This is a genomic window from Candidatus Methylobacter oryzae, assembly GCF_003994235.2.
GTDB classification, from domain to species: Bacteria; Pseudomonadota; Gammaproteobacteria; order Methylococcales; family Methylomonadaceae; genus Methylobacter_A; species Methylobacter_A oryzae.
Genome location: NZ_RYFG02000009.1, coordinates 114,049 through 140,529, shown reverse-complemented (window position 1 = coordinate 140,529; position 26,481 = coordinate 114,049). Strand labels below are relative to the sequence as shown.

Here is a 26,481-nt window from a genome sequence, read left to right as displayed (position 1 = left end):
CTAATTTCCGGCAGGGGCATTCTATTTTAAAATCCGCGCCGCCAGAATCGGCAATTGTACGTAAGAAGCCGGTTTTATTAGAAAATCAGGTATCTACTCCCCTATCAAAATTTATACCCAAAGCGCATAAGTAGGATTTGAGCAGACAAGCTGCCCAACTCAGCTTTAATGGATGTAGGCGGTTGATTGAAAAGGCTTCTGTAACAGGGATATATTCACGCGCCCGTTGTAATTAATGACCTATACCCCATTTCAAAACGGAATCAGGGAATCTTGAGCCCATTCCGCAACGGGCGCGTCAGCTGTGGTTTGCGGCTATTTTCTGTAAGCGATAAACCAGCGTGCCGTATATTGCAATATTGATCAAAACGACCAAGCCAGCCATCCCGAATTGAATGTCTCTGGTGAGTCCGGCCTGATAGATGACGGGTAAAACGTAGTGCTCAATAAAACTGCCGGAATAGCCGGTATCGCCGGCAATCCGCCTGAGCCTGACTTCCACCGCCGTAAGCGGGCACAGTCCTCCGGCCAATTCGATATACGCTCCCCAAAGGGCCGCCGGTATGTGGGCTAATACAAGCCAGCGGCAACGAAACGCAAGCAAGCCGCCAAAAATAACAAATACAATAAACAGGAGATGAAAAACAAGGACAAAATCCGCCAGGAACCGATAGATCATTTGGAATATAGAAATATATTTGGCTTACGCAGTCAAGGCGTTCTATTTTAAACAGAATTCGCGTTATCATAATAGATAATTGTACTTATTCGGACAGGTTTTACTATGGAATTGCTTTGGGTTGGGACTGCTTATCTGGCCGGTTTAATCGCCAGCCGATTATATTTACCGCCATTGGTCGGCTACCTAATGGCCGGGTATATTTTGAATATTGTCGGCGTTGAAGCTAACGAAACGCTAACGCATTTAGCGGATATTGGGATTGAGTTGCTGCTGTTTACAGTCGGGCTGAAATTAAAACCGTCCTCACTATTACGGCGTGAAGTGCTAAGTGTCGGCAGCTTGCACTTGCTTATCGTAACCGCAGTTTCGGCACTGGTTTTCTTTGGCTTTAACGGACAAATTACCGGAGGGCTGGTAATCGGCGTGAGTTTGGCTTTCTCCAGTACAATACTTGCAATAAAGGTATTGGAAGATAGCGGCGAACTTTCCACCTTGTACGGCCGGGATGTTCTGAGCATATTGATTTTACAAGATATTGTTGCCATCGGCCTACTGGCTGTCGCCAATAACAAACAACCCTCACCCTGGGCGCTGTGCCTGTTATTATTGCCTTTTCTTCGCCCTTTAGCGTATCGCTTGCTTAGCGCCAGCCGCGACAATGAGTTGAAATTATTATTGGGCGTAACACTGGCGCTGGCGGGTGGCTTGTTGGCGGTAAAGGTCGGCATTTCCAGCGATATCGGTGCATTGCTGATGGGGGTTATGTTGGCCGGACATACCAACATAGACGAACTTTCCCATAAACTGTGGGGATTAAAGGAAACATTTTTAGCTGCATTTTTCCTTCAAATCGGCTTGGCCGATTTGCCGGGTTATGACGAACTTTTGCAGGTGTTGGAGCTACTATCCCTATTGCCATTGCAAGGCATACTTTTCTTTGTGTTGTTTTTGCTGGTCGGGTTACGGGCGCGGACGGCTTTCGTTTCTTCGCTGGCTTTGACGACCTACAGCGAGTTTGCGTTGATTACCTCGAATGTCGTCGTCGAGGCAAATCTGCTCCCCCCCGTTTGGGAATCTATCATCGGTCTGGCGGTAGCGCTTTCCTTGGCTGTTGCAGCCCCCTTAAACCGATTTTCCCACCGTTTGTTTTCCTTGCTGGAACCCGCCTTGGTGCGTTTTGAAAGAAAGGTCGAACATCTGGACAGACTACCCAGCAGTATCGGGGGCGCGGAATGGTTGGTGGTAGGCATGGGACGCACCGGTATTTCCGCCTATCGCTCTTTTAACCAACAAAATATTCGCGTATTGGGCTTGGACGCCGACCCTACTGTGTTGCAAAACTTGCTTGCCGACGGAAAAAGAGTAATTTACGGCGATGCCGAAGATTCCGAGCTATGGGAAAAACTACCGTTGGCAAAAGTTAAAGGGATTATCCTGACCATGCCTGGCTTCGAAGCCAGATCTTCATCGATAAAACAACTGAAAAACCTGCAATTCAACGGCTGTATCGGTACGCTCTGTTTTCATAGCCATGAGGAAAGCGAGCTTTATCGATTGGGAGCTACTTTTGTAATTCATCCGTTCATCGAAGCGGGAAAACAATTGGCCGAACATATGTTGGACTCAACCTATGAGCTTGACTTGAGTGAATTAAAGCTGGAATCAATATCTTCAATGGAAGCGGAAAATATTAAATAGCGCTGTTCTTTTCACCCTTTCAGGTGTCTTTTTCATACGGAAAAGAGGTTTCATCTACCCCCATTATTGGGCTTACGGAGCGGGGTTACCGGCAGTTAATCACCCGTGAAATGTTTGACGGAACCCATATAAGCAGTACGCCCAGCACCTGTGCTTCATCAATATGCAATTAGGCTTTGGGAATAGCCCATTGAGCAACGCCGGCAAGCGCATCGATAATTAAATTTACCGACAGCGCGGCAAGAATTATTCCCATAATACGCTCCAATATCGCCGCTCCATTCGTCCCGATAATGCGCAATAGATGCTCTGAGAGAAGCATTAATACGCAGGTAACCGCCAGAATGCAAAGCATTACAGCAGCGGTTATCGCCTGTGCGGCAATGGAGTGAAGATGGTTATCAGTGAGCAAAATTACAACCATGATAGTCTCCGGCCCCACAATGGAAGGTATTGCCAACGGAAACACCGCAATATCATGTCCAGCCTCAGGCTGACTGAAGGTAGCCGCCATCCGGCCGAAAACCATTTGGAGGCCGAACAGAAACAGAATAATGCCGCCGGCGATTTGCAATGAAACAAGCCTAATACCCATCGCCGTAAGGATGATTTGCCCGACAACGATTGCGCAGAGCAAGATGATAGCCGAATAAACCGTCGCCATTATTGCAGTTCTTCTGCGTTCTTTTGACGAAAGCCCGGCAGTAAGCGCCGCAAAAAGCGCAACGCTTCCAATCGGTTCGATAGTGACCCAAATCACGATTGCGTCGTAGATTATCTTATTAATCACATGCCCTCCTTTATTGCCTTAATATCTACGTCCGAATATAAAATGCCCCCCGATTACTTACAATCGCGTCATGGTATAGTCCATTTTTCGCAGCAGTTATATATGTTTGTTTTATTGCATTATCGATTCAAGCTGTTTTTGGGAAAGAAGCAACTTATACAATTGCTTATTTTTGCCAGGCAGGACAAACATCAATGCAAACAGGATTTTTTGCCCGCTGCTTATAATTTGACCCCATATAATAGTGCCGCGGCAACGATTATAAACCTTTATCCTTATTTATCAGTGACTACGGCATAGACGACATAAGCGACAAAGATTACTGTTGAAATATAAATGATTGCAGACATGTTTTATCACCTTAAAATGAATTGTTTATAATTTCTTTTAGGGAAGCGCTGAGCAAGTTGATTCCATTCATTATTTAACAAATAGAATCAAAAGCTTACCATTCACCCCGAACCTGTCGAAGAATCTAATCAGCACTTCTTTAAACAACCGGTACGAATTTATTAAGAATATACCACAAGTCATTTGAAGCTATTATCCAACATCGAAAATAAACGGCGGCAACATGCATGCACATATTGCCCTTATCAAATTACCCAAATCAATCCGTAACTGTCTGCGTTTTATTGCCTTTAATTGAGGACTAAGCTTATGCCTACCGATAATCGCCTGAGAATTATGTTGGCCGTAATTGTTGCCGCCATAATCGCTGTTTTTAACGTCGATCCGATTGCCCAAAATCCAGCTTATCATGACTTTGCCGACCAACGCCGAATCTTTAACATAGACAACTTCTTCAATGTGCTGACTAACTTGCCGCTTGTCATTGCCGGCATTATCGGAATCCGGCTGGTTGCTTCCGGCCAGGCGCGCGGAGGCTTAGCCGAATTGAAGACGATGTATCTGGCGTTTTTTATTGGGGTATTTTTAAGCGGCCTTGGCTCCGCGTATTACCATTATCAACCCGACAATCAAACCCTCTTTTGGGATCGCCTGCCGATGACGATAATCTTCATGGCTTTGTTCGCTGTTATTATTGGCGAATATATCTCGACTCAACTGGCACGAAAACTATTCGTCCCGTTACTGATATTGGGCATTACATCAGTCGTTTATTGGCAAATAACGGAACTGAACGGTCACGGTGACTTGCGCGCTTACGGGCTGGTGCAATTTTTACCGGTTTTGCTGATACCGCTGATTTTGCGACTGTTTGACTCGAAATTGGATAACGATAAGTCTATTTGGGGCGTACTCGGCATTTATGCTTTAGCAAAACTGATGGAGTTGCTCGACATCCAAATTTATAACATTGCAGGCTTTAGCGGACACTCGCTAAAACATTTAACGGTTGCGTTCGCAGCGTTAATCTTTTATTGGGCATTACAGGAACGCACAACGACCAAAAAAGACTAAGGAAGTACACGGGCATAAAAAAAGGTGCGTCGAAACCGACACACCTTTTTTGAATCCGATTTTACGAAAAAATTAAGCTTTTACTGCGTCAGCAATTTCGTTAAATGCTTCAATTCTGGTTTTGCTGGTTTTGATCAAGTCGACGCCTGCATCAACTATCATTTTGCAAAGTCCTGGTGTTTTGTAAACCATTAAACCTAAATATCCAACCGCAGGAATTGCGATAAAGGCTGCAATAAAACCGTTCAGGCCAACAACTCCCATCAATTTTATCAACAATACAACAGCATCCAGAGGCAATAAAACCATGGCTCCGAAATAGACGATTACCATAAATACGGAGACTACAAAAACTACAAACTGAAGTAGCCTGACTAACGCAACGTTAACTTTTTTCATATTACTTTCAATTTCCTGATTGAACTTAAAGAAGTATTTTTAGCCAGAAAGACGACTCCTGACCCTAGAGTGTTGTCAAAAACACCAGTCTTGAAGCGGCAAATTATACCTTAACAATGTCAAAATAATTCATTTTTTTCGGCCGAATCTTTACGGACAAATAGTCGATATAAGAAAGAACCGGCAATAAAACCACCCAAATGAGCCCACCACGCCACGTCAACAGCAACCCCGCCAAATATCATCGCCGTTGTAGCGCTATATAATTGAATCAGCACCCACAATCCTAAAAAAGCAATCGCCGGAATATGAATCACTATCGGTAAAAACAGTATCGGAACCCAGACCACAACCCGCTCAAGCGGATATAGAAAAAAATAAGCGGCCAATACGCCGGCTATAGCACCCGATGCCCCAACAACAGGTATGGTAAGGGTTGGATCGAAAAACCATTGTAAAAAAGTAGCCAATAATCCGCAGATTAAGTAAAAAATCAAAAAAGGCAATCGCCCCATCCTATCTTCAACATTATCGCCAAAAATCCATAAAAACCACATATTCATAATAAGGTGCAGCCAGTTCCCGTGTAGGAACAGGCTGGTCAAGAAGGACAAATAGCCATCGAAAGGCAACCCGTAATAGGGGTTTGTGTAACGGATCGGCACCATGCCGTAAAGATTGATGAGCCGGTAACTTAACGGATCGGGCATCAATTGCATCGACACAAAAACAATTATGCAAATTGCCATTATTCCCCAGGTTACTATGGGCGTTGAATGACAGGGGGCTGTATCTCTAATTGGTATCATGATTTATTCCTGATATTGTCGACTCAAAAGAGTTATCCCTAATGTTTAACCTAGCTTAAAAGTTAAAAAAACGATTTGCAACGAATAGTTATTTAATCATGATCTTAATTGCAAAAAGTTTATAATGCGTAAGCAAATCGCTTATTACTCCTTACGCTACAACCTCTCTTAAAGACTTCATGCATCCTAATCCAATAGAAAAAGTTCCTTCATTTTCAGACCTGTCCCTAGACGAACAACTGCTATCGGCAGTTAAAAAGCTCGGTTTTGAACTGCCTACGCCCGTACAATCTCAATCTATCCCCTTTGCTCTGGAACACAAAGACCTGTTAGTCAGCGCCGAAACCGGCAGCGGAAAAACGGGAGCGTTTTTGCTGCCTACATTGCACAACTTGTTAGCCATACCTTCAAGAAAAGCCGGTGTGCGCGCATTAATACTGGCTCCTACCCGAGAACTGGCTCAGCAGATCTTTAAGCAATGCCAACAATTGGCCGAATCCACTGGTCTGAGAACGGGCCTGATTACCGGTGGCGATGATTTTAGGCTCCAGCAAAATATGCTCCGCAACAACACTGAAATTGTTATTGCAACCCCGGGCAGGGTATTGGAGCTGATGGATCAGGAAATACCGAATTTTACCAACCTGGAAGTGTTAATACTTGATGAAGCCGACCGTATGTTGGATATGGGCTTTAGCGAAGACGTACTGACTATCGCCAATAGCTGTAACGAACAACGGCAAACACTGCTGTTTTCAGCCACGCTGACGCATTTCGGCGTCATCAAAATGGCCGACAAGCTATTGAAAAATCATGAAGTCATTGCCTTGAACACATTGCATGACGGGCACCGCAATATCGAGCAGCAAATTGTGCTGGCCGACGATAATGACCATAAACAAAAGTTATTAGCTTGGCTGTTACAAAATGAAACTTACGATAAAGCGTTAGTCTTTACCAACAGCAGAATTCAGGCGGACGCTCTTCGCGGACCGCTTCGCGGACAAAAACTTCGCGTTGGCGTTCTGCATGGCGAAATGGATCAAAAAGATCGCAACCGAATGATGCAATTATTCCGCGAAGGGGCAATCAACATTATGATTGCTACCGATCTCGCCGCTCGCGGCCTGGATATCAAAGGTATCAATCTGGTCATTAATTTCGATGTGCCGAGAAACGGTATCAATTATATTCACCGCATCGGCCGGACAGGCCGCGTCGATGAACTGGGCCTGGCGATTGCTTTGGTAAAACATACCGAATGGAACTTAATGTCCGGCATCGAACGTTTTTTGAAACAGAAGTTTAAACATCGCAATATCAAGAAATTGGAAGGAAAATACAAAGGCCCGAAAAAGCTTAAAGCATCGGGAAAATCGACCGGCGGCAAAAAGAAAACGGAACCTAAAAAAGCAACCGTCGAAAAAGTTAAAATTCGCCATAGGGACAAAAAAAATATCGGTAAACGGCGCGTACCCACGGTCAAGCCCAACATAGAAATCAGTCAGGCATAAAAAAAGCCCCATTCGCAATCAAACGTTGCAAATGGGGCTTTTTTTATTTATCAGTTGACTTAGCAAATCAGGAAAGTTTGCTTATAACCTGTTTAATCAAGTTATCCGGTTTAAAAGGTTTAACAATATAGGACGTTATTCCTGCAGTAATGGCTTCCTTGACCTTATCCCCTTCAGATGAAGATGTCAGCATTATCCAAGGTGGAGCTTCTAACTTAGCGTCGTTTTTCACAGCCTTAAACAAGTCCAGTCCGCTCATTCCCGGCATATTCCAATCGCATACCACGATATTAATTTTTACTTTTCTCATCATTAACAATGCTTCTTCCCCACCCGGCGCATCAAAAACATGGGTAAACCCTGCTTCGCGCAGAATAGCTTTTGTTAATGTCCGCATTGAAGCTGCATCATCTACAATCAGAATTTTTTTCTGGAGTAATTCTTGTGATATTTCCATTATTGTTCCAAATTACACTTATTATCAGGACTGCAGTACTTAATTGGCACATTCTACAAGAACTCAAGATGCCCGACAAATAGAATGTAAAAATAATGTTAACCAGTTCACTATTTACGAAAAAAGAGGTTCACAATTAGCGTTAAAATAATGCTGACAATAAGCATTGATGTGATCGGGATAAATATAAACCGATGTTCATTTTCAATGCGAATATCACCGGGTAACTTACCAAACCAATTAATCAGCCAAGGCGCGTAACTGACAATAAGCCCAATAATGACAAAAATTACGCCAATTGCTGCCAATAACTTTCCGAGTGTCATTTTGTAGCCCTCACTATCGATGTTTAAGTCACAATCTTGTGTCTCGCTAACAAGAAAGAACTCATTCAGGTAAAATAATAAGCATTTTCCTACACCCCTTCCAGCAAAACAGCCCGTTCTGTAACCTATCGGAATAAACTACATGTTGAGAATCACTGAACTTAAACTCCCGCTCGATCACCCGGAAAACATGCTTAAAACCGCGATATTTGAGCGGCTTGGCATTAGTCCAGCAGAACTCATCTCCTACACAATCTTTCGGCGCGGCTACGATGCGCGCAAGAAAAACGCCATCCTGCTTGTCTACACTGTTGACGTTGAATCCGCTAATGAATGGGCGATTCTTAATCGTTTAAAAAACGACCCGCACATTTCTTTAACGCCGGACAACAATTATCGCTTTGTCACTCAAGCACCGGAGCATCCGGTTCAGCGTCCTGTAGTCATCGGCACCGGACCTTGCGGGCTGTTTGCCGGCTTAATCCTGGCACAGATGGGCTTTCGCCCGATTATTCTGGAACGAGGCAAACAAGTGCGCGAACGCACCAAAGATACGTTCGGGCTTTGGCGCCAACGCGTGTTTAATCCGGAATCCAACGTACAATTCGGCGAAGGCGGCGCCGGTACTTTTTCCGACGGCAAGCTTCATACCCAAATCAAAGATCCCAACCATTACGGCCGCAAAGTTTTAACGGAGCTTGTCAAAGCCGGAGCGCCAGCCGAAATTCTCTATGTCAGCAAACCTCATATCGGCACGTTCAGACTGGTTAGCGTCGTTGAAGAAGTACGGGCAACGATCGAATCGTTAGGCGGCGAAATACGCTTCCAAAGCCGGGTTGACGATATTGAGATCGACAATGGACAAGTACGCGGCGTGGCGCTCGCCAACGGCGAAACCATCCCTACCAACCATGTGCTGTTGGCGGTCGGGCATAGCGCCCGTGACACGTTTAAAATGCTGTACGACCGGGGCGTTTATATTGAAGCCAAACCTTTTTCGGTCGGCTTCCGCATAGAACACCCGCAATCATTGATCGATACTTGCCGATTCGGCCAGAATGCCGGGCATCCTTTGTTGGGCGCCGCCGATTATAAACTAGTGCATCACTGCAGCAATGGCCGTTCCGTGTACAGCTTTTGCATGTGCCCCGGCGGCACGGTTGTCGCTGCCACTTCGGAAGCGGGACACGTCGTTACGAACGGCATGAGCCAATACTCGCGCAACGAGCGCAACGCCAACAGCGGCATTGTCGTCGGCATTACGCCTGACGATTATCCTGGACATCCTCTAGCCGGCATCGATTTCCAGCGCCGCCTGGAAGCGAACGCATTCAAACTGGGCGGGGAAACCTATGAAGCACCGGGGCAACTGGTTGGCGACTTCCTGGCCCAGCGCCCGTCTACGGAGCTAGGTTCAGTGCATCCATCTTATACGCCGGGCGTGCATTTATGCGACCTCAGCACAGCTTTACCGGAATACGCGATCACCGCGATACGCGAAGCCATTCCGGCTTTCGACAAGAAAATCAAAGGTTTTGCGATGAACGATGCGGTATTGACCGGCGTTGAAACCCGCACCTCGTCACCTATCCGCATCAAACGCGACGAGCTTTACCAAAGCATGAATATCAAAGGGCTTTATCCGGCAGGAGAAGGTGCCGGATACGCCGGGGGAATTCTTTCGGCGGCAGTAGATGGCATTAAAGTTGCTGAAGCATTAGCTTTGGATATGAGCAAATAAGCGGCCACGTATTTGCCGAAAAACATGCGGGAACGGCCTCAATAGAGCCGCTCCTGCAATAGAAGCCAACTCATTCCCGGACTTATTTCGAGCGTTTTGAAGTGTTAAAGACAAAAGACGCAACAACGCCCCGTTTATCAAATTTAATCACTAAATCCTCACTACTGCCATCGCCAAACAGCGTGTAATAGTAGCTACCATAAGTCCAGGTTTTCATACCGTTATCAAGCCCGGTCCGCCACGGATTCCCGAATGTGGTATAGACATCGTTCTGGGTCGTTTCGCCTATTTTGATGCTTGATACCTGGCCTGTCGGAAACTCATGCCCCACCGTAGCGCATCCTGAATTCAACAGAAATATCGTTACACCCAGGCCGCAAACTATTTTCCGTAGCAACCCGGCAAAATACGCCGAACAAAAAAATTCACTTTTCATTTTTTACTCGCACTCTAAATTAAAAGTTTTATAAAATTTAATTGAAACACTGATTCGCCTTTTTTAACCACTGCTCGAAAAATTGCTCCTCAGGCAATGGCTTGCTGAAATAATAGCCCTGATAGCAAAAACATCCATTTTGCTTTAAAAAATCCAGTTCCATTTTCAATTCAACGCCTTCCGCAACGACGCCCAAATTCATATGCTGGGCTATCGCAATAATCGTACCGACAAAAACAGCGTCGTCTTCATTTTTAGTAATATCCTCAACAAAAGATTTATCGATTTTTAGCTGATCTACCGGCAAATGTTTTAAGTAGCTCAACGACGAATATCCGGTACCGAAATCGTCTATTGAAAAGGTATAACCTAATTTTTTCAACTGCTTGATCTTATCAATAGCGGCATCGACATCGTTCATCAATAAACCTTCAGTAAACTCCAGCATGATTCTTGACGGACTGATCTGGTATTGCTTAACGAATTTGCCAAGTATGCCCATAAAGTCAGGATGATAGAATTGTCTCGGGCTAATGTTTATTGCTAAATGAGGCAGATGCACTTGCCGTTTATCCCACTGCCTAAGATGAATAAAAGACCGCTCAAGCACCCAAGTACCCAACGCTTGAATCAATCCGCACTCTTCCGCGATTGGAATAAACTTGTCGGGCGGAATAAAACCTTTTTTTGGGTGATTCCAGCGAACAAGGGCTTCGGCCCCTATAAGATTGCCGTGATAATCAACCTGCGGCTGATAATATAAAGACAGCTGGTTTTCATCCAGAGCCAGCCTCAGCTCCTTTTCGATCAGCATCCTCTCCATAACCGCTTCCTGCATACTGTGCTCGAAGAATTGCAGCATGTTGCGGCCGCTTTCTTTTGCACGATACATGGCGGTACCGGCCTGTTTAAGCAAATCGTCCGGCATGCCGAATTGCTCGGGAAACATCGCAATACCGATACTGGAAGAAATATACAGTTTATGGTTCATTACCGAATAAACTTGGCAAATCGAATGCTGCAACTTTTCCGCAATATGCCGGGCCTCATTGCACGCCGGCTCTATCTGCTCACTCAATTCAGTTAAAATGACAACAAACTCATCGCTGCTAATACGGGCGACTGTATCGCAGTCCCTGACGCATATTTTTAACCGATAAGCGACTTCGACAAGAACCCTATCCCCAACCGAATGTCCAAGGGTTTCATTAATATTCTTGAAATGATCAAGATCGATAAAAAAAAGCGCCCCGTTCTTTCCCGATCTTACGGTAACCGCCTGCTCTTGAACCAAGCGATCGATTAACAAACGGCGATTAGGAAGTTCAGTTAAGGGATCATAAAAAGCCAAACGCTTAATTTCTTCCTCATCACTTTTTAACTGGCTAATATCGCTAAAAATAGCCGCGTAATTGCTTATCTGATCCGTTTCGTCATCGCGAATTTCAGTGATGGTTAACAATTCGGGATAAACCTCGCCGTTTTTACGCCGGTTCCAGATTTCGCCCTGCCAGAAACCATGTTTATTGATTTTGTCCCACATCGCTTGGTAGAACTTTTTGTCGTGCCGGCCCGAACTGATAATCGCCGGGGTTTTACCGATCACTTCCGCTTCCGTGTAACCGGTAATCCTAGTGAACCCGGTGTTACAGGTCTGGATGACGACATATTTGTCAGTGGTGATGACGCCTTCCTGGGTATTATCGATAATCTTTTTAGCCAATCCCAGGCTCTTCAGCGAATCCTTTAACAATGCGTCCCTATGCGCCAACGATTCTTTAAGCTCTTCGACATAAGTGCTGCGGAATCCGGCCAAGATGTCGCTCAGGTTAATGATGCCAAGCAAATTGTTCTTATTGTCGGTGATGCCAAGATGCCGGAAACCGTGCTTAAGCATAATTTTTTTGGCTTGATACAGGCTCTCGTGCTCGTTAACAGTAATAATATTAGGACTGGCGTAATCGGCAACCAGAGGATTCAGCATCACAGAAGCCAGCGCCTTAACCATGTCCCGCTCGGTCAAAATGCCGATCGACTCATCGGGAAACTCGACCCTGATAGCATCCGAATGCGACGAATGCATCAACTTGCCGGCTTGCGCCATGGTTTGCGTCGACTGGATAACCGGCGGGATAGGCTTCAACACGCTGCCTGCCGTTTTTAAGACCAGGAAAAACTCAAAATTGTGTTTGTTGATCACATCGGTTTGGGAAATGATGCCTTGCTGTTTGCCTTTATCGTCAACGACGACATAATGGCGCACGCCGTCTTTTTTGAATTTAAGCGAGACTTCTTCGAGACTGATGTTTTCGTTGATACAAATAACCGGGCTGCTCATGCCTTCGGATACCGGCCTCAAGCGCGCCCCGGACGAGGAAAAATCCAATTTCAACACATCCCGTTCCGTCCAGATACCGATAATTTGATCATTGACCGTGATTAGGATAGCGCTGCAATTTCGCTCCACCATTTTAACCGCCGCCTCATGCATCGTTTCATCGGGTGAGCACGTCAGCAACCGGGTCTGGGTAATATCTTTTATCGAAATGGCGTTAAAATCGAAATTGCTCATGAATTCTAGTGTATGTGCGGGTAAACCGGACGATAATATCATCAACACGCAATTAACAAAAACCCGGCGTCGCTCCTCTCATACACTTTTCCAAATTTCGTGTTTATGCCGCAATGCTTCCGATTCTCAATAAATCCGAAGCAAATCTGGCAATAAAAGCCCGTTCAAATTAAAATAACCGACTTATTTTATGAGCGCATTCAAATAAATGTGGCGCAATCCCCAACCAGACGGACTTTTAATGACTGACTATAAACTGACCCACCTTAAACAGCTGGAAGCTGAAAGTATTCATATCATTCGCGAAGTTGCGGCCGAGTTTGAACGTCCGGTAATGTTGTATTCAATCGGCAAAGACTCCGCCGTGATGTTGCATTTGACGATGAAAGCCTTTTATCCCGGCAAGCCGCCTTTCTCGCTGCTGCATGTGGATACCACCTGGAAATTCAAGGAAATGATCGAGTTCCGCGATCAAATGGTCAAAAAGCTGGGGCTCGAATTACTGGTTCACATCAACCCCGAAGGCGTAGAACAAGGCATAGGCCCTTTTACGCACGGCAGTAAAAAGCATACCGACGTAATGAAAACCGACGCGCTGAAACAAGCGCTGGACAAATATCAATTCGACGCGGCCTTCGGCGGCGCACGCCGCGACGAAGAAAAGTCGCGCGCCAAGGAACGGGTTTATTCGTTCCGCGACAAAAACCACCGTTGGGACCCGAAAAACCAACGCCCCGAATTGTGGAACATTTATAACGGCAAAATCGACAAAGGCGAAAGCATCCGCGTATTCCCGCTATCGAACTGGACCGAGCTGGACATCTGGCAATATATCCATCTGGAAAACATTCCGATCGTACCGTTGTATTTTGCTAAAGAACGTCCTGTCGTTAACCGCGACGGCATGTTGATCATGGTCGACGACGAGCGCATGCCGATACTCCCGGACGAAAAAGTCGAAATGAAAATGGTCAGGTTCCGCACACTGGGCTGTTACCCGTTGACCGGTGCCGTCGAATCGACCGCGACGACGCTGCCGGAAATCATCCAGGAAATGTTGTTGACGACTACTTCAGAGCGCCAAGGCCGGCTGATAGACCACGACCAAGCCGGATCGATGGAGCAGAAAAAGCGTGAAGGGTATTTTTAAAAGCAGGTAAAAGGTCCAAGGAGCAAGGTTCAAGGATGGAACGTTATGCGATTTGAAGATTTGGACGTATGGAAACGCGCATGTAGATTGTGCGTGGAAATTTATAAAACCCTTTAAAGAATGCCGGGACTCCGGTTTTAAAGACCAAATTACCCGTAGTGCATTATCTATACCCAGCAATATTGCCGAAGGTTATGAACGAAATACAAACAAAGATGCAACTAAATTTTTCTATTACGCTAAAGGTTCCGCGGGCGAGCTACGCACCCAGATTTATATCGGCATGGAAATTGGCTATATCCATAAACAAGCCGGATTAAACTGGATACAAGAAGCCCAAGAAATATCGAAGATGCTATCAGGCTTAATCAAAGCCCGCATACATTACAAACCTTTTACCTTGACCCTTTTATCTTTTACCTAACTCATGTCCCACCAATCCGATTTAATCAGTACCGACATCAACGCGTATTTAGCGCAACACGAACGCAAGGAATTATTGCGCTTTTTAACCTGCGGCAACGTCGACGACGGCAAAAGCACGCTGATCGGCCGCCTGCTGCACGACTCCAAAATGATCTACGAAGATCAACTGGCCGCGGTCCAGGCCGACAGCGCCAAATCGGGCACCACCGGCGCCGGCAAAATCGACTTGGCGTTATTGGTCGACGGTTTGCAGGCCGAACGCGAACAAGGCATCACTATCGACGTCGCCTACCGCTATTTTTCCACTTCGACGCGCAAATTCATCATCGCCGACACCCCGGGACACGAGCAGTACACCCGCAACATGGCGACCGGCGCCTCGACCTGCGACTTGGCGATCATCCTGATCGACGCCCGCTACGGCGTGCAAACCCAGACCAAGCGCCACAGCTTTATTGCATCGCTGTTGGGCATCCAGCACATCATCGTCGCGGTCAACAAAATGGACCTGGTCGATTACAGCGAAGCGACGTTCAACAAAATCAAACAGGATTACCTGGATTTCACTAAATCGCTGAACCTGCACGATATCCTATTTATCCCGATGTCGGCGCTGGACGGCGACAATGTGGTCAACCCCAGTCCGAACATGCCGTGGTTTACCGGCAAGCCGCTGATGGAAGCGCTGAATACGATAGAAATCGCCAACGACCGCAATTTCAGCGACGCCCGCTTCCCGGTGCAATTCGTTAATCGCCCTAACCTGGATTTCCGCGGCTTCTGCGGCACGGTCGCATCCGGCGTGTTTAAAAAAGGCGACCTTATCACCGCGCTGCCCTCCGGCAAAAGCAGCAAAATCAAATCGATTGTGACCTACGACGGCGAGCTGGAACAGGCATTTTCGCCTATGGCCGTGACCTTGACGCTGGAAGACGAAATCGACATCAGCCGCGGCGACATGATTGTCGGCGCCGACCAATCGCCGACAACCGTCGCCGACAAATTCAAAGCCACTATCGTCTGGATGGCCGAAAATGCGCTCGCGCCCGGCCGTCAATATGTGATCAAGCTGGCTACGCGTAGCGTGCCGGGCTCCGTCTCGATGATCCATCATCGTATCGACGTCAACACACTCGAACATCACGACGCCGGCGAACTGCAATTAAATGAAATCGGCTTATGCACGGTTTCAGTCAACGCGCCGGTGGTTTTCGATCCTTACAAAGCCCATAAAGGCACAGGCTCGTTCATTGTCATCGACCGGCTGACCAACGGCACCGTCGGCGCCGGCATGATCACCGGCAGCACCGATGACGAAATATTGCGGCCGGTCAGCCCCGAAGAGCGCGCAGCCCGCTTTAGCCAAACCGCGACAGCAATTGCTTTGAATGGCGCAGCCGCCCGGGAGTTCGCGTACCAATTGGAAAGAAAACTGTTCGATAACGGCCATGCCTCGACAGTCTTGGAAACCCCGGATAGTTCACTAATAACCGCAATCAAAAATGCCGGCCTGCTGTGCTTGTGCGTCAATTACGATGCCGGCCAAGCCGACATCGGTTTCGATTGCGCCACTAAGACTCTGGACGATATTTACTGCGCATTAAAGGATCAGAAAATTATTCATTAACGCCAAAACCGATAACCGCGGAGCTTTTTGTTCCAAACAATAACTATATGACCCAAGCTTGAACATCATTATCCGAAAATGAAAAATTCCGAATTCTCGAAAATAAGAACATCAGGCGTGGGTTATTTCATCAATAGCATCCAAACCTTATTTGTCGGCTTATTAAGAATTTGGACTATTCCTATCGTCTTGATGTTGAGCTTGGCGACAGGATTCACCACTTACTACGGTTTGTCCCATTTCATCACTCATTGGATTGCGCTGATAATCACCATCGCGATCCAATCCATTATCGTAATTTCTTCATTGGAAATTGCCGGCATGCATTGGCGGGCCAACCGTGTCCGCTACTTTTCCGTAGTTTGCTCCCTGTTGGTTGCAATGACGGCTTCAATTTCCTTCTCCTACTTTAAATTTTACGAAATTTCCCAGCAGGGCAACCTGCATATTAACCGTTTAAATAAAATACGGGCGGATGCCAAAACCTATGTAGATCGCATCTTGACCCTTAAAGGCGAAGTTTTGAAGCAACACCATGCCGAGCTGGAAAAAGCATCGCTCGATGTCTCCCAAGCTTATTTCGGCACCCATGCGCAAATTGCCGAAGGTTATAAAAAGCAAGTCGGCGAAGGCCCATTCTGGAAACATTACAACCAGATTTACCAAGAGAAAAAACAGCAGCAAGCCAAATTCGAACATGATTTTTCCGAATTGGACCAGGACATTCAAAAGCTGCAAATCAGTATCAACGAACTGGATACGGCAAAAAACATTGAGAACACTTATGCCGAGATGCTGGCAAACTTCCAGAATGTGCAATTAAGAACCAACCTGTTATCCGGCATGATCGGCCAACCTGTCCCGGAAGCGCCGTTATTGACGACTTACAAGCAATTTACCGCCGATATCCAACCCTCTTTCGCGATGTGGACGGACGACTTCTCGCTATTCGCCTTTCTTTGCGCGGCGCTGGCCGATTTTTTCACCTTCCTGTTGTCGTACCGCCTCGAATTTACCGCGCCGGGCCCGTTGACGGCCGAAGAGGAAGACCTTGTTTTCGAATGCCTGCGGCAATTTACCGAATTCAGGATCAATAAAAACGACGAACTGGAAATGAGCATCGAGAAGACCGAACTGGAGCGGGCGCGGCGTTACTCCGACTGGTCCAGGATGTTCGCCGTGGGCTTACTGTTAAGCCGCGGCTTCCTAAGAAAAATCGATGATAAAACCGTGGAGTTCGCGCCCAACCTGTATCCATTGATCGCCGAGAAAATGGGCGCTAAGATCAATAAACTCAAAGCCGAATCCAACATTGCCGGACAAGCCGATGCTAACAAACAGCTCCAGAACTGAAATCGATACATGGTTCATTGAAGGTAGCCTGGCAGGCAGCGATCTTGCTGTTCCAGAGACCTGGGAACCCATATTCGACGCCGACCGCCAGCTTGTTCACACCAAAATCGGCCCTTATTGGCGATTGTTTATTCGTCCCGAAAGCTTTACCAAACGCTTTTATCACCACGTTTACCCGTTAGCGGTCGAGAACTGGCAAATTACCCGGCAAATTCAACTGTACGACGGTTTTTGTACAATCGATGTAGAGCTGGACATTCGTTTCCAGGCCACGCTCAAATACGCGCTGAACAACATGGACAATTTGTCCGGCCTTAACGATCATATCAAAGCCGCCTACGAAGATTTGCTTATCAACCTGATAGACAAAGAGTTGCTTAATTTATCGGATGGCGCTTGGGTGCAAAAAGGCGCAACCGATATCGAAAAAAAGATTTCTTTCGCGGTTAGCGAAATGCTGATATTGCAAAACATCCAATCGCAAACCTTATGCTCAATAAAGCCATGGTTTGCAGACTTCCCCGATGTGCAACTGGCTAAGGACAATGTCTATTTATGCGTTCTTAAAAAAAGCTTTGAATTTAATGAAGCGAAAAGAACGGAATTATTTCGCCAGGAACAAGAAACAGAAAAACAAAAACTGGAACATAAACGCAAGCAGCTCGAACAACTCAATCGCGACGGCGAGCTGGAACGCTTGACACAATCCCAGCAAGCGTTAAATAGAAAGTTGCTGCTTGAAGAAAAAGAACAACAGCTACTGGAACAGTTTGAAATTGAAAAACGGCTCCATGCAGCGCAAATTGCGCATGACAACAGCATGAAAGAAATAACCCAGGAAGCCGAGTTGCAAGAGCAACAAAAACATGACGCCCGCCAAAGAATTGCGGAGCAAAACGCCCACCTGGAGGCGTTGACGCACCAAGCCAAGTTGAAAGCCCAAGAGCTGGAAGCCGAAATTGCCGAATATGAACATCAACAAGCCAGATGGCGCGAATCCAGGGATAAAGTACACGCCGAACAAATAGCTCTCGAACAGCGCCAAAAACAACTGGAATTCGATACCGAAACAGAAAACCAGAAACGCCGCGAGCGGAAGCGCCTGGAAATACAAAAAGAAAGTTATGACCAGAAGAAGGAAGCCGATGTTTACCTGCACCGGGAAATCGAATTACTGGCGCTCGAAAAACAACGCCTGGAGCTGCAATCGGCAATTGAAAAAATAAAATAAAACCAACAGTAGGCGGCGCTTCTTTTAATACCCTCGGTAAAACCGGCTCCGTTTGGGAAATTGATTTTATACCCAAAGGGCATAAGTTTCGTTTGATCGGACAAGCCGCTCAACTCAGCTTTACACATCCATGATAAACATCGGAATGCCGTAAGTTAAAACAAAATAGCTAAACGCTAAAATGACGCTGGCGCTCATCCTATAAGAAAACAATTGCCGCAAAATGTAGCTGACAATCGCCAGATACCAGACAACCAACAATACGGCCAAACTGATCGATATTTCTTCCCGGTACTCTTCCTTATTCATCACCATTATAAAATCCAATGCTTCGGCAGCAATCGCCAGCGTCATAATAAAATTCTCGCAAACAAAAATAGCCGTGAACAGTTGGTTGAAATACTGCCACTTTTTGATGACGAGCAATAACGTAGCGATAGACGTAAATGCCATGATTGTTCGCATCAAAACTTCCAGTGTGCCGTCGGCCGGATCGGCAATCAGGCTTTCAACGATAATGCCGGAAACCAGGTAGAACACCACTGTTTTCCACATAAATGATTTTGGGGGGACTAAATCGGCAGGGTTATTGATGAACCAGCAAAGCCCAAGGTATTTGATTAATAAACTCATGGTGAAAATTTTTATACTTATAGTAAAAGCCGGAATGTTGTAACGGGTGTATAGCTTCTTACAAAAAAAGTTCCGGGAGAGCAAACGACCCAATCGTTTGCTCTCCGCCTAACGTTATCCAACTACGCTGCTGTTGTTACCACTGGGATTCGCCGGTTTCAGGATCGTACATTTCGTGGACAATTTTGTGCCGATTGGCGATTAACTCGTCAATGCTCGGCGAGTTGCTCATCGCACGGGAAATAGCCAATTTCATCGCTTCGTAATTGGTACGGTACAAATCTTTGCGATCCAGATCGGGATTGGTCGCACATTCAGGCGCAATCCACAGCATCGCAATAATGCACAAATCATTCGCCTGATCGGCAGGAATAACCCCTTCGATAACGCTATCCAGAACCGCATCCGCAACCGCCGACTGCACAGGGCCGCCGAACAAGTTCACGTAATCGGTGGATTTGATCGTGACCTTGGGGACCATGATCGTCGCCGGCTTTACTTGCTGATTGCAGGCGCGAATAGCAAACATACGGGTATGACCTTCGGTCTGCCCCATCAGGTTGGCGAACGCGGTGCCGGCAGGCCCTTTCACGCTGCCTATCAATATCTCGGGCATTGCGTCCGTGCCCTGACCGTCGCTGGAAAACACCGTCGCTTCGCCGGTTCTGAACCAAATTGTATCTGACATGAAATAACCCTAAAAAAAATAAAAGAGCGGCATTCTATGATGACGGAGTCAACGGCGCAAGGCTCAAAGCTAAGCTTGGCGTTGCACGCCAAGGCCGCGGGGCAAAAAGAATTCTATGCTAAAGTCAACATTGATATGTAGTGCGAAAAACATTTAACCTAAAGTAAATCTGTCAAAATAGAATTGACTGAACATCTGGACACCCAACATAACTCGATCACCGGAGAAAATTCATGCGTAAACGCTCTATAGCAACTGTTTTCAGCCTATCGCTGCTGTTTGCAGAAAACAGCATGGCCGACCCGCTCAGCATACCGTTGCAAATCGATTACAGCCTTATTAAAAAAGTACTCGTTTCCCAACTGTATACCGGCAAAAACAATACCGCGGAATTGTGGAATGACCGTCAAGGATGCAGTTACCTGAGACTTTCCAATCCCGACGTTAACGGCAAAAACGGCCAAATCCAACTTTTAAACGAGGTTCAGGCCCGCTTCGGCACCGGCTTCGGCGGACAATGCGTAACGGTTCTGGAATGGGCCGGCGTATTGGAAACTTTTCAGCAGCCGATACTCGATTCCGGCCATTCCGTACTGAGTTTTCCGGTCACCAGCGCCACCGCATACGACCGGGAAGGCCGTCATCTGACGATCGACAAGCTCCAGGATTTAATCAAACGCTTTGCCGAACCCAAAATTGCCGCCGTAAAAATCGACTTAAACGAGTCCCGCGGCGAGATTGAGCGAACGCTGGCGCATTTTCTACCCAAAGAGAATGCCGCCGAGGTTAAAGAAACGCTCAAATCGCTGAAATTCAGCAGCATCAATGCCGGAGATAGCGGCATCGACATTAAACTAAATCTGAATGCGCCGGCCAAAAAAATCGTCGCCAAACCGGTTCCGGCTTTCAGCGAAGCCGAACAAAAACAATGGCAAGCCGCCTGGCAGCAATGGGATATCTTCCTGACCTCAGCGATTAAACAGGCCAGCGAAGACACAAAATCACCTGAACTGCGCGAAACTTTAATGGAAATTTTAACGAACTCACGGGCAGCGTTTCAGGCCGGCTTAAAAGAGCATGATCCGAACAGCGATCCGGTGCGGGTATTTTTTACCGAGACCTGGGATCGTCTGGCGCCGGTATTAAAAATCATCGCCAAAGAATTGCCGGCTATTCAAGGCCTGCGCTATATCACCTTTATCGCGGCAACCGACGTGATTTACGAACTTGAGCGGATAGGCGCGCCGTTTGGCCTGGATATTTCATCCGACGGACTACGCACGCTGGCCCGCATGCTGATAGCGGGCAGACAGCCTTAACTCTACCTTTCGTGCCGGATCCCTTGGCTGTGCTCTGGCCGAAAGATTTACGTTAGTTCATAAGTGCTTGCTTGAGAGCCAGCGTAATTAAAACTTGTTCCGTTTGTCCTGATTCTTCGACTACGCTCAGGACTAAAGGTCTTGTCGAGAGGCGGGTAACATGCTCGGCTAAGTATATGCTTGTCCGCAGGCCGGAAGAATCTATAACTCAAATTAGAAACGCTATAATAGCTCTGGATCTTCATCAACCGGCACCATGAAAGTTATATACAGGATAATCGCATGACATCAGCCCATACCTCCGTGCCCCTCAATAATCTTTTAATGTGCCTATCGGCCGGAGTATTGGCTTCCGCTCCTGCTCTCGCTACCGGCCAGCCCCCCGAAGATAATAAAACCTCACTTCCCCCGATGACTGTTTACGATGACAGCGTTTATGCTGAATTAATCGAACCGCCGCGCATGCTGACTGAATTAAACCGGGATGCTTTGCAAGCTACAGAGATGTTCGACCTTAACGGCGTATTGCGAAGTCAAACCGGCCTAATGCTCAATCAAGGCAGCGGCCAGATGATGACCGGCCTCAGCTTGCGCGGCGCCAGCGGCAGCGGACAGGGAATGGTCACTTTAGACGGCGTGCCTTTATTCGGTAATTTCGCCGGCCTGTACTCGTTGAGTCATTATTCGCTGGATGCTTTGGATCGAATCACCGTAACGCGCGGCTCAGGCGGTGAACGGCACGGCAGCCGCTCGCTCGGCGGCGCGATTCATTTGCAAACCCGGCAGATGCAGGAAAAGGATAACTTTTTGCGCGTTGAAGGCGGCAGTTACGACAGTGTACGCGGCGCTATCGGTAGCGGCTTGACCACCCAAGCCGGTAATTTTTCGGCAGTCGTCGGACGTAGCGATGTTTTTAACGGTATCAGCCAGGCGCAAAACGGTTCCGAACGCGACGATTTCGGCATGACCCACGCATCGGGTAACTGGACTAAGAATTTCGATAAGGGCCGCTTGAATGCATCGTTATATTTTGTGCGCTCCGATGAAGATATCGATGGTCCCGGTTTTGTTTTACCAAGACGCACTATAGGCTGGGTGGACGATAAGCGTGGCCGGCTATCCGATGAAACCTGGGTAGCTCAACTGCAAGGCCAATATGACTTGACACCGTATTGGAACAGTTCGCTGCAATTCGGCTTTACTCAAGACCGGCAGAAAATGATGGCTACCTTGATCAAACCCTTTGCAATGACCAGCCAGTTATTGATGCTGGATTGGAAAAATACCCATCGCTTGCCGCTGAGTACGACAAATCAAAATCAGGCGCTACTGGTATGGGGAGTCAATACGCAGCATCAGAAGGCCCTGAACACGCTGGCCGGACAAACCGTCGTCAGCCCCAACGTCAGGGGAGAATTGATGCTGGGCGCCTGGCAATGGAGCGCCGAAACCCGTATCGACCAGGGCGATACTTACGGCAACCATCAAGTGTTTTCGCTGGGGGTCAATCGGTCGTTACCGCAAAACATGAGCATCTGGGCTAACGGCGGTACCGGCTATCGCCAACCCGGTGTCAGCGAGTTGATGCACCCTGTATTCGGAAACCCGAATTTAAAAGGCGAAAGTAATGCCGGAGGCGAAGTCGGATGGCGCTGGCGTCCATTGCCCCAGAGCGAAGTTAAGGTCAGCGCTTATTATCAAAATTACCGGCAGATGATCATCATGCAGTTGGATTCAAGAACCGGCACAACCAGGGCGAATAATTTACAGGAAGTCGACGTTTGGGGGGCTGAAATGCAGTCGGAGCACCGCTGGAACAGCGCCTGGGAGAGCGGCTTGAACTACAGCTATATGCATACCAAGAATCCGCTGACGCAGTTGCAAGTACCGGCCCGCCCCGAGCACCAAAGCATGCTCTGGAACGAAGTAAGATTGTTGCCGCCGTTAAAATTACGCGTGGAGTTTACCGTTCATAGCGGTTTTTGGTTTGATGCGGCCAATAAACTGAGAGCTCATTCCGCACCTCGCATCAACGCCTTACTGAAATACCAGCTAACGCCGAAAACGGAGTTGTATTTGCGCGGCGAAAACATCACCAATGAACGTACGCCAGAAATTTATGACTTTAATTTTAACGGCGCGGCAGTTTATTTAGGACTGCGTACCGGTTTTTAAAGCGCTTTCACATTACACTAAAGCGGATACCCCAAGAACAGCGCTCACAATCAGGCATTTTTTTAAAAACTTAAACCATGAAGTTTGATTTATTAACAATCCTGATGGCCTATCTCATCGTTGATGCGGTTTTCGCCATAGCTTTTGCGATAACGGTGCGCCGGCATCCTAATATTGGCGGACCGCGCTGCTGGCTTGGCGCCTGTATAGTTTGCTTTACCGGATTTTTGGGCATCAGCCTGCGAGGACTTATACCGGACGTTGTATCGATTGTTATTGCAAACTCACTGATTATTTCCGGCGGCGTTTGCATTTGGCTAGGCGTTCGTGATTTTTTTGGACTTCGATGGCATTGCTCGTCATTGGCTTTGTTCGTGCTGCCGGCTGCCGCATTACTCAGCTTATTTACAGTAGTCTGGCCATCGATATCCGCCCGGCAGATAACCATATCCTTATTTATCATTGGAATTGGCTTTCTGATCATTCGCGACATCCTGCGCCAACGCAACCTTGCATTGCTGATGGAAACCAATCTGCTGATTGGATTTATCGGTGCTGAAGCCATTCTTCATGCTATACGCCTAATCACCGTCATAGTCATGCCGGCATCTACAGGCAGTTACTTATTGTCCCCGGATCAGCCGGACAGAATATTTTTCATGTTGGCGTTCATTACCGGCACCGCCCGGATGCTTATTATGGTGACGTTGATCAGCGCCCGGCTACAGGATGAACTCAACCAATTGGCGACGCAGGATCCATTGACGCAATTGCCTAACCGGCGCTTCCTGTTGGAACGCCTAAAGCACGGTATCGATGTCGAACGGCGCGGCGGCAAGCAACTGGCATTGTTAATGCTGGACCTGGACCGCTTTAAAGCCGTTAATGACAGTTTGGGTCATGCGGCCGGAGATGAGTTGCTGCAACAGGTTGCCGGACGTATCCAGGTCCGTTTGCGCGATGTCGATACGGTGGCTCGTTTAGGTGGCGATGAGTTTATCGTGCTGTTGGAAGACATTGCCCATACGGAAGATGCCGCACGGGTCGCGGAAGAAATAGTCGGCGATTTGAGCAGACCGTTTCAATTGCTTTGCAATGATCGGGACGACCATGATCTGGGCCGTGAAGTACAAATCGGCGCCAGTATCGGCATCAGCTTATATCCCCAACATGGCAATAATCCGGAACTCTTGATAGAACAGGCCGATACCGCGATGTATCAGGCCAAGGAGTCCGGACGAGGCTGTTTTGCCTATTTCTCCGAAGACTTGACTATTGCCGTTCGTAAACGGATAGCCATGGAAAACCGCCTGCGCAGAGCCATTGTTCAGCAAGAATTACGCGTTTATTATCAAGCGCAGATCGATATTGCCAGCGGCGGAATTGTCGGCGCCGAAGCCCTGGTACGCTGGCACGATCCGTCCGAAGGACTGATTTCCCCGGCCGACTTTATCCCTCTTGCCGAAGAAACCGGCTTGATTGTCGAAATCGGCGAATGGGTCCTGCGCGAAACCTGCCGGCAAGGCCAGCGCTGGCTCGCAGACGGTTTCTTGCCTCTGATCCTGGCAGTCAACGTATCGCCTAAACAATTTCGCCGTTGCGATATTAGCGCACTGGTGGCGGCGGTCTTAGCCGAAACCGGTTTTCCGGCCGGACAACTGGAATTGGAAATGACCGAAAGCGGATTAATGGAAAATCGGGATAAAGCCGTTGAGGTGCTCAATAATCTGCGTGCTCAAGGCGTGCTTCTGGCCATTGACGACTTCGGTACCGGTTATTCGTCGTTGGCCTACCTGAAACGTTTCCCTCTGGACGTGCTGAAAATCGACAAAAGCTTTATCGATGATATTCCGCATCTTCAAGATGATATGGAAATCACTGCCACTATTATTGCAATGGGCCATACTCTGGGCTTTAAAGTCCTTGCGGAAGGTGTAGAAACACAAGAACAGTTAGACTTTTTACGCCTAAAAGGCTGCGACGCTTATCAAGGTTATCTGACCAGCAAACCAGTACAGCCAGAAGAGTTTGCTAAGCTATTAAAGGCGCAATATACAAGCAAAGCCGCTAATCACGCAGAGATGGCCGGACAGTAATTCATTTCCGTCCATTCGGCCTTGCTTTATACGGCGCCTCTTTTGAATTAATCAAAAACAGCGGCTTCCAGATTCTTGCTGGAAATCAGTCCTTTCAAAACCGATTTATCCTTAATGCCTTTAAACCGGGTGCCTGATAAATTAGTTCCGGTAAAATCGGCATCTTCCAGTTTGCTTTCCGATAAATCCGCACCTGATAAGTCGGCATCGGTCAAGTCGGCTCCGGAAAGGTCAACGCCAAATAAAACCGTATTTTTCAGCACGGCTCCCGAGAGATTGGCATGCCGCATCAGCGCGCGGTTAAGATTGGCATCGGTCAGATTAGCGCCCGATAAATTGACATTGTTCAAGCTGACCCGCATTAAACCCATAGGCTGGTTCTTCATGTCAACGCCCCAATTGGCATTGGACAAGTTGGCATGATTAAGGTCGGAGCGGTCCAAATTAGCAATAAAGCGGCTGCCGGTAAGATTAGCATTGCTCAAATTAGCGCCGCCCATATGTACGCCGAAAATACTGGTGTTGGACAGATTCGCGCCGGAAAGGTTGATTTTCGACATCACCGTTAAATCCAGATTCAGGCCCGATAAATCGCTGTTGCTTAAATTGGCGTTACGCAAGTCCGCCCCCCATAAGTCGGCATTTTTAAAATCCAGGCCGGATAAATCGACACCTCTAAGATCCTTTCGGCGCAACTGTGCGAGATGGCTCTTATCGGCTTTGGCAAGACGCTGTTGCACTGTCGCCCGGCTAAGATCGGCCGCCGATACCGACGAACAAGATAATGCGATTAATAAGCCCAAACCGTAAAAACGGATTTTCATGTGTGTAGCTCCTGGTAAATACATATAATTCGAATTGAAATAGTGGGGCGAACTTTATCGACTGTTTTGCTCTATTGCAACTAGGGAATGGAAATTGTTGACTATCGTGC

The 26,481-nt window shown here is 47.3% G+C and carries 23 protein-coding genes; 12 read left to right on the top strand and 11 right to left on the bottom strand.

Annotation, left to right across the window (positions count from 1 at the left end; translation table 11 throughout):
• Positions 1-298: 298 nt before the first annotated feature.
• A complete protein-coding gene (locus tag EKO24_RS01625) occupies positions 299-679 on the bottom strand; it encodes a DUF2784 domain-containing protein (protein ID WP_127027324.1) in 381 nt (126 codons plus the stop codon).
• 105 nt (positions 680-784) lie between these two features.
• On the opposite strand from EKO24_RS01625, the gene EKO24_RS01620 reads away from it, so the two are divergent.
• Entirely contained in the window at positions 785-2,380 is a 1,596-nt protein-coding gene (locus tag EKO24_RS01620) for a cation:proton antiporter domain-containing protein (protein ID WP_127027325.1), read from the top strand.
• Between the two features lie 169 nt (positions 2,381-2,549).
• Here EKO24_RS01620 and EKO24_RS01615 read toward each other — a convergent pair whose 3' ends face one another.
• Positions 2,550-3,170 carry a MarC family protein gene (locus EKO24_RS01615; protein WP_127027326.1) on the bottom strand — a complete coding sequence of 207 codons (621 nt, stop codon included), beginning with the start codon at positions 3,168-3,170 and terminating at the stop codon, positions 2,550-2,552.
• Between the two features lie 660 nt (positions 3,171-3,830).
• Here EKO24_RS01615 and EKO24_RS01610 point away from each other — a divergent pair.
• Complete coding sequence (locus tag EKO24_RS01610) at positions 3,831-4,595, top strand: ceramidase domain-containing protein (protein ID WP_127027327.1); 765 nt, start codon at positions 3,831-3,833, stop codon at positions 4,593-4,595.
• 72 nt (positions 4,596-4,667) lie between these two features.
• On the opposite strand, the gene EKO24_RS01605 is transcribed toward EKO24_RS01610, so the two are convergent.
• Both EKO24_RS01605 and EKO24_RS01600 read right to left on the bottom strand, forming a co-directional pair.
• Positions 4,668-4,994 (bottom strand): hypothetical protein, encoded by a 327-nt coding sequence (locus EKO24_RS01605; RefSeq protein WP_127027328.1) that lies wholly within the window; start codon positions 4,992-4,994, stop codon positions 4,668-4,670.
• 119 nt (positions 4,995-5,113) lie between these two features.
• Positions 5,114-5,803, bottom strand: coding sequence for a rhomboid family intramembrane serine protease (locus EKO24_RS01600; protein ID WP_127027329.1), 690 nt, complete (start codon positions 5,801-5,803; stop codon positions 5,114-5,116).
• Positions 5,804-5,982: 179 nt separating this feature from the next.
• Here EKO24_RS01600 and EKO24_RS01595 point away from each other — a divergent pair, with 179 nt between their 5' ends.
• Positions 5,983-7,317 carry a DEAD/DEAH box helicase gene (locus EKO24_RS01595; RefSeq protein ID WP_127027330.1) on the top strand — a complete coding sequence of 445 codons (1,335 nt, stop codon included), beginning with the start codon at positions 5,983-5,985 and terminating at the stop codon, positions 7,315-7,317.
• Between the two features lie 67 nt (positions 7,318-7,384).
• On the opposite strand, the gene EKO24_RS01590 is transcribed toward EKO24_RS01595, so the two are convergent.
• Both EKO24_RS01590 and EKO24_RS01585 read right to left on the bottom strand, forming a co-directional pair.
• Positions 7,385-7,774, bottom strand: coding sequence for a response regulator (locus EKO24_RS01590; protein WP_127027331.1), 390 nt, complete (start codon positions 7,772-7,774; stop codon positions 7,385-7,387).
• A 110-nt stretch (positions 7,775-7,884) separates the two neighbouring features.
• Complete coding sequence (locus EKO24_RS01585; protein WP_127027332.1) at positions 7,885-8,100, bottom strand: DUF2905 domain-containing protein; 216 nt, start codon at positions 8,098-8,100, stop codon at positions 7,885-7,887.
• Between the two features lie 142 nt (positions 8,101-8,242).
• Between EKO24_RS01585 and EKO24_RS01580 the strand changes: the two genes are divergently transcribed.
• Complete coding sequence (locus EKO24_RS01580) at positions 8,243-9,841, top strand: NAD(P)/FAD-dependent oxidoreductase (RefSeq protein WP_127027333.1); 1,599 nt, start codon at positions 8,243-8,245, stop codon at positions 9,839-9,841.
• 82 nt (positions 9,842-9,923) lie between these two features.
• On the opposite strand, the gene bamE is transcribed toward EKO24_RS01580, so the two are convergent.
• Both bamE and EKO24_RS01570 read right to left on the bottom strand, forming a co-directional pair.
• Positions 9,924-10,277, bottom strand: a complete 354-nt coding sequence (gene bamE, locus EKO24_RS01575) for an outer membrane protein assembly factor BamE domain-containing protein (RefSeq protein ID WP_127027334.1) — start codon at positions 10,275-10,277, stop codon at positions 9,924-9,926.
• Between the two features lie 37 nt (positions 10,278-10,314).
• The gene (locus tag EKO24_RS01570) at positions 10,315-12,849 is read right to left on the bottom strand and encodes an EAL domain-containing protein (protein ID WP_161990545.1); all 2,535 of its coding nucleotides are present in this window, start codon (positions 12,847-12,849) and stop codon (positions 10,315-10,317) included.
• A 241-nt stretch (positions 12,850-13,090) separates the two neighbouring features.
• Here EKO24_RS01570 and cysD point away from each other — a divergent pair, with 241 nt between their 5' ends.
• From cysD to EKO24_RS01545, 5 genes are all read left to right on the top strand, one after another.
• On the top strand, positions 13,091-13,999 hold the full coding sequence (cysD, locus tag EKO24_RS01565) for a sulfate adenylyltransferase subunit CysD (RefSeq protein ID WP_127027336.1): 909 nt from the start codon (positions 13,091-13,093) through the stop codon (positions 13,997-13,999).
• A gap of 52 nt (positions 14,000-14,051) precedes the next feature.
• A complete protein-coding gene (locus EKO24_RS01560; protein ID WP_241674358.1) occupies positions 14,052-14,423 on the top strand; it encodes a four helix bundle protein in 372 nt (123 codons plus the stop codon).
• 3 nt (positions 14,424-14,426) lie between these two features.
• Positions 14,427-16,052, top strand: coding sequence for a sulfate adenylyltransferase subunit CysN (cysN, locus tag EKO24_RS01555; protein WP_127027337.1), 1,626 nt, complete (start codon positions 14,427-14,429; stop codon positions 16,050-16,052).
• A gap of 78 nt (positions 16,053-16,130) precedes the next feature.
• Positions 16,131-17,405: a hypothetical protein gene (locus tag EKO24_RS01550; RefSeq protein ID WP_127027338.1), complete on the top strand. Its 1,275-nt coding sequence runs from the start codon at positions 16,131-16,133 to the stop codon at positions 17,403-17,405.
• The gene (locus EKO24_RS01545) at positions 17,380-18,636 is read left to right on the top strand and encodes a coiled-coil domain-containing protein (RefSeq protein ID WP_127027339.1); all 1,257 of its coding nucleotides are present in this window, start codon (positions 17,380-17,382) and stop codon (positions 18,634-18,636) included. The genes EKO24_RS01550 and EKO24_RS01545 overlap by 26 nt, the downstream gene beginning before the upstream one ends.
• 120 nt (positions 18,637-18,756) lie before the next feature.
• Here EKO24_RS01545 and EKO24_RS01540 read toward each other — a convergent pair whose 3' ends face one another.
• The gene (locus tag EKO24_RS01540) at positions 18,757-19,269 is read right to left on the bottom strand and encodes a hypothetical protein (RefSeq protein ID WP_127027340.1); all 513 of its coding nucleotides are present in this window, start codon (positions 19,267-19,269) and stop codon (positions 18,757-18,759) included.
• 136 nt (positions 19,270-19,405) lie between these two features.
• Positions 19,406-19,957: a formaldehyde-activating enzyme gene (fae, locus tag EKO24_RS01535; protein ID WP_127027341.1), complete on the bottom strand. Its 552-nt coding sequence runs from the start codon at positions 19,955-19,957 to the stop codon at positions 19,406-19,408.
• Between the two features lie 233 nt (positions 19,958-20,190).
• Between fae and EKO24_RS01530 the strand changes: the two genes are divergently transcribed.
• The 3 genes from EKO24_RS01530 (at position 20,191) to EKO24_RS01520 (ending at position 25,547) form a co-directional block, all read left to right on the top strand.
• A complete protein-coding gene (locus EKO24_RS01530) occupies positions 20,191-21,276 on the top strand; it encodes a hypothetical protein (protein ID WP_127027342.1) in 1,086 nt (361 codons plus the stop codon).
• A gap of 282 nt (positions 21,277-21,558) precedes the next feature.
• Entirely contained in the window at positions 21,559-23,451 is a 1,893-nt protein-coding gene (locus EKO24_RS01525; protein WP_127027343.1) for a TonB-dependent receptor, read from the top strand.
• Between the two features lie 77 nt (positions 23,452-23,528).
• On the top strand, positions 23,529-25,547 hold the full coding sequence (locus EKO24_RS01520; RefSeq protein WP_127027344.1) for a putative bifunctional diguanylate cyclase/phosphodiesterase: 2,019 nt from the start codon (positions 23,529-23,531) through the stop codon (positions 25,545-25,547).
• Positions 25,548-25,594: 47 nt separating this feature from the next.
• Here the strand turns inward: EKO24_RS01520 and EKO24_RS01515 are convergent, their stop codons facing one another.
• A complete protein-coding gene (locus EKO24_RS01515) occupies positions 25,595-26,371 on the bottom strand; it encodes a pentapeptide repeat-containing protein (RefSeq protein ID WP_127027345.1) in 777 nt (258 codons plus the stop codon).
• Positions 26,372-26,481: the final 110 nt, after the last annotated feature.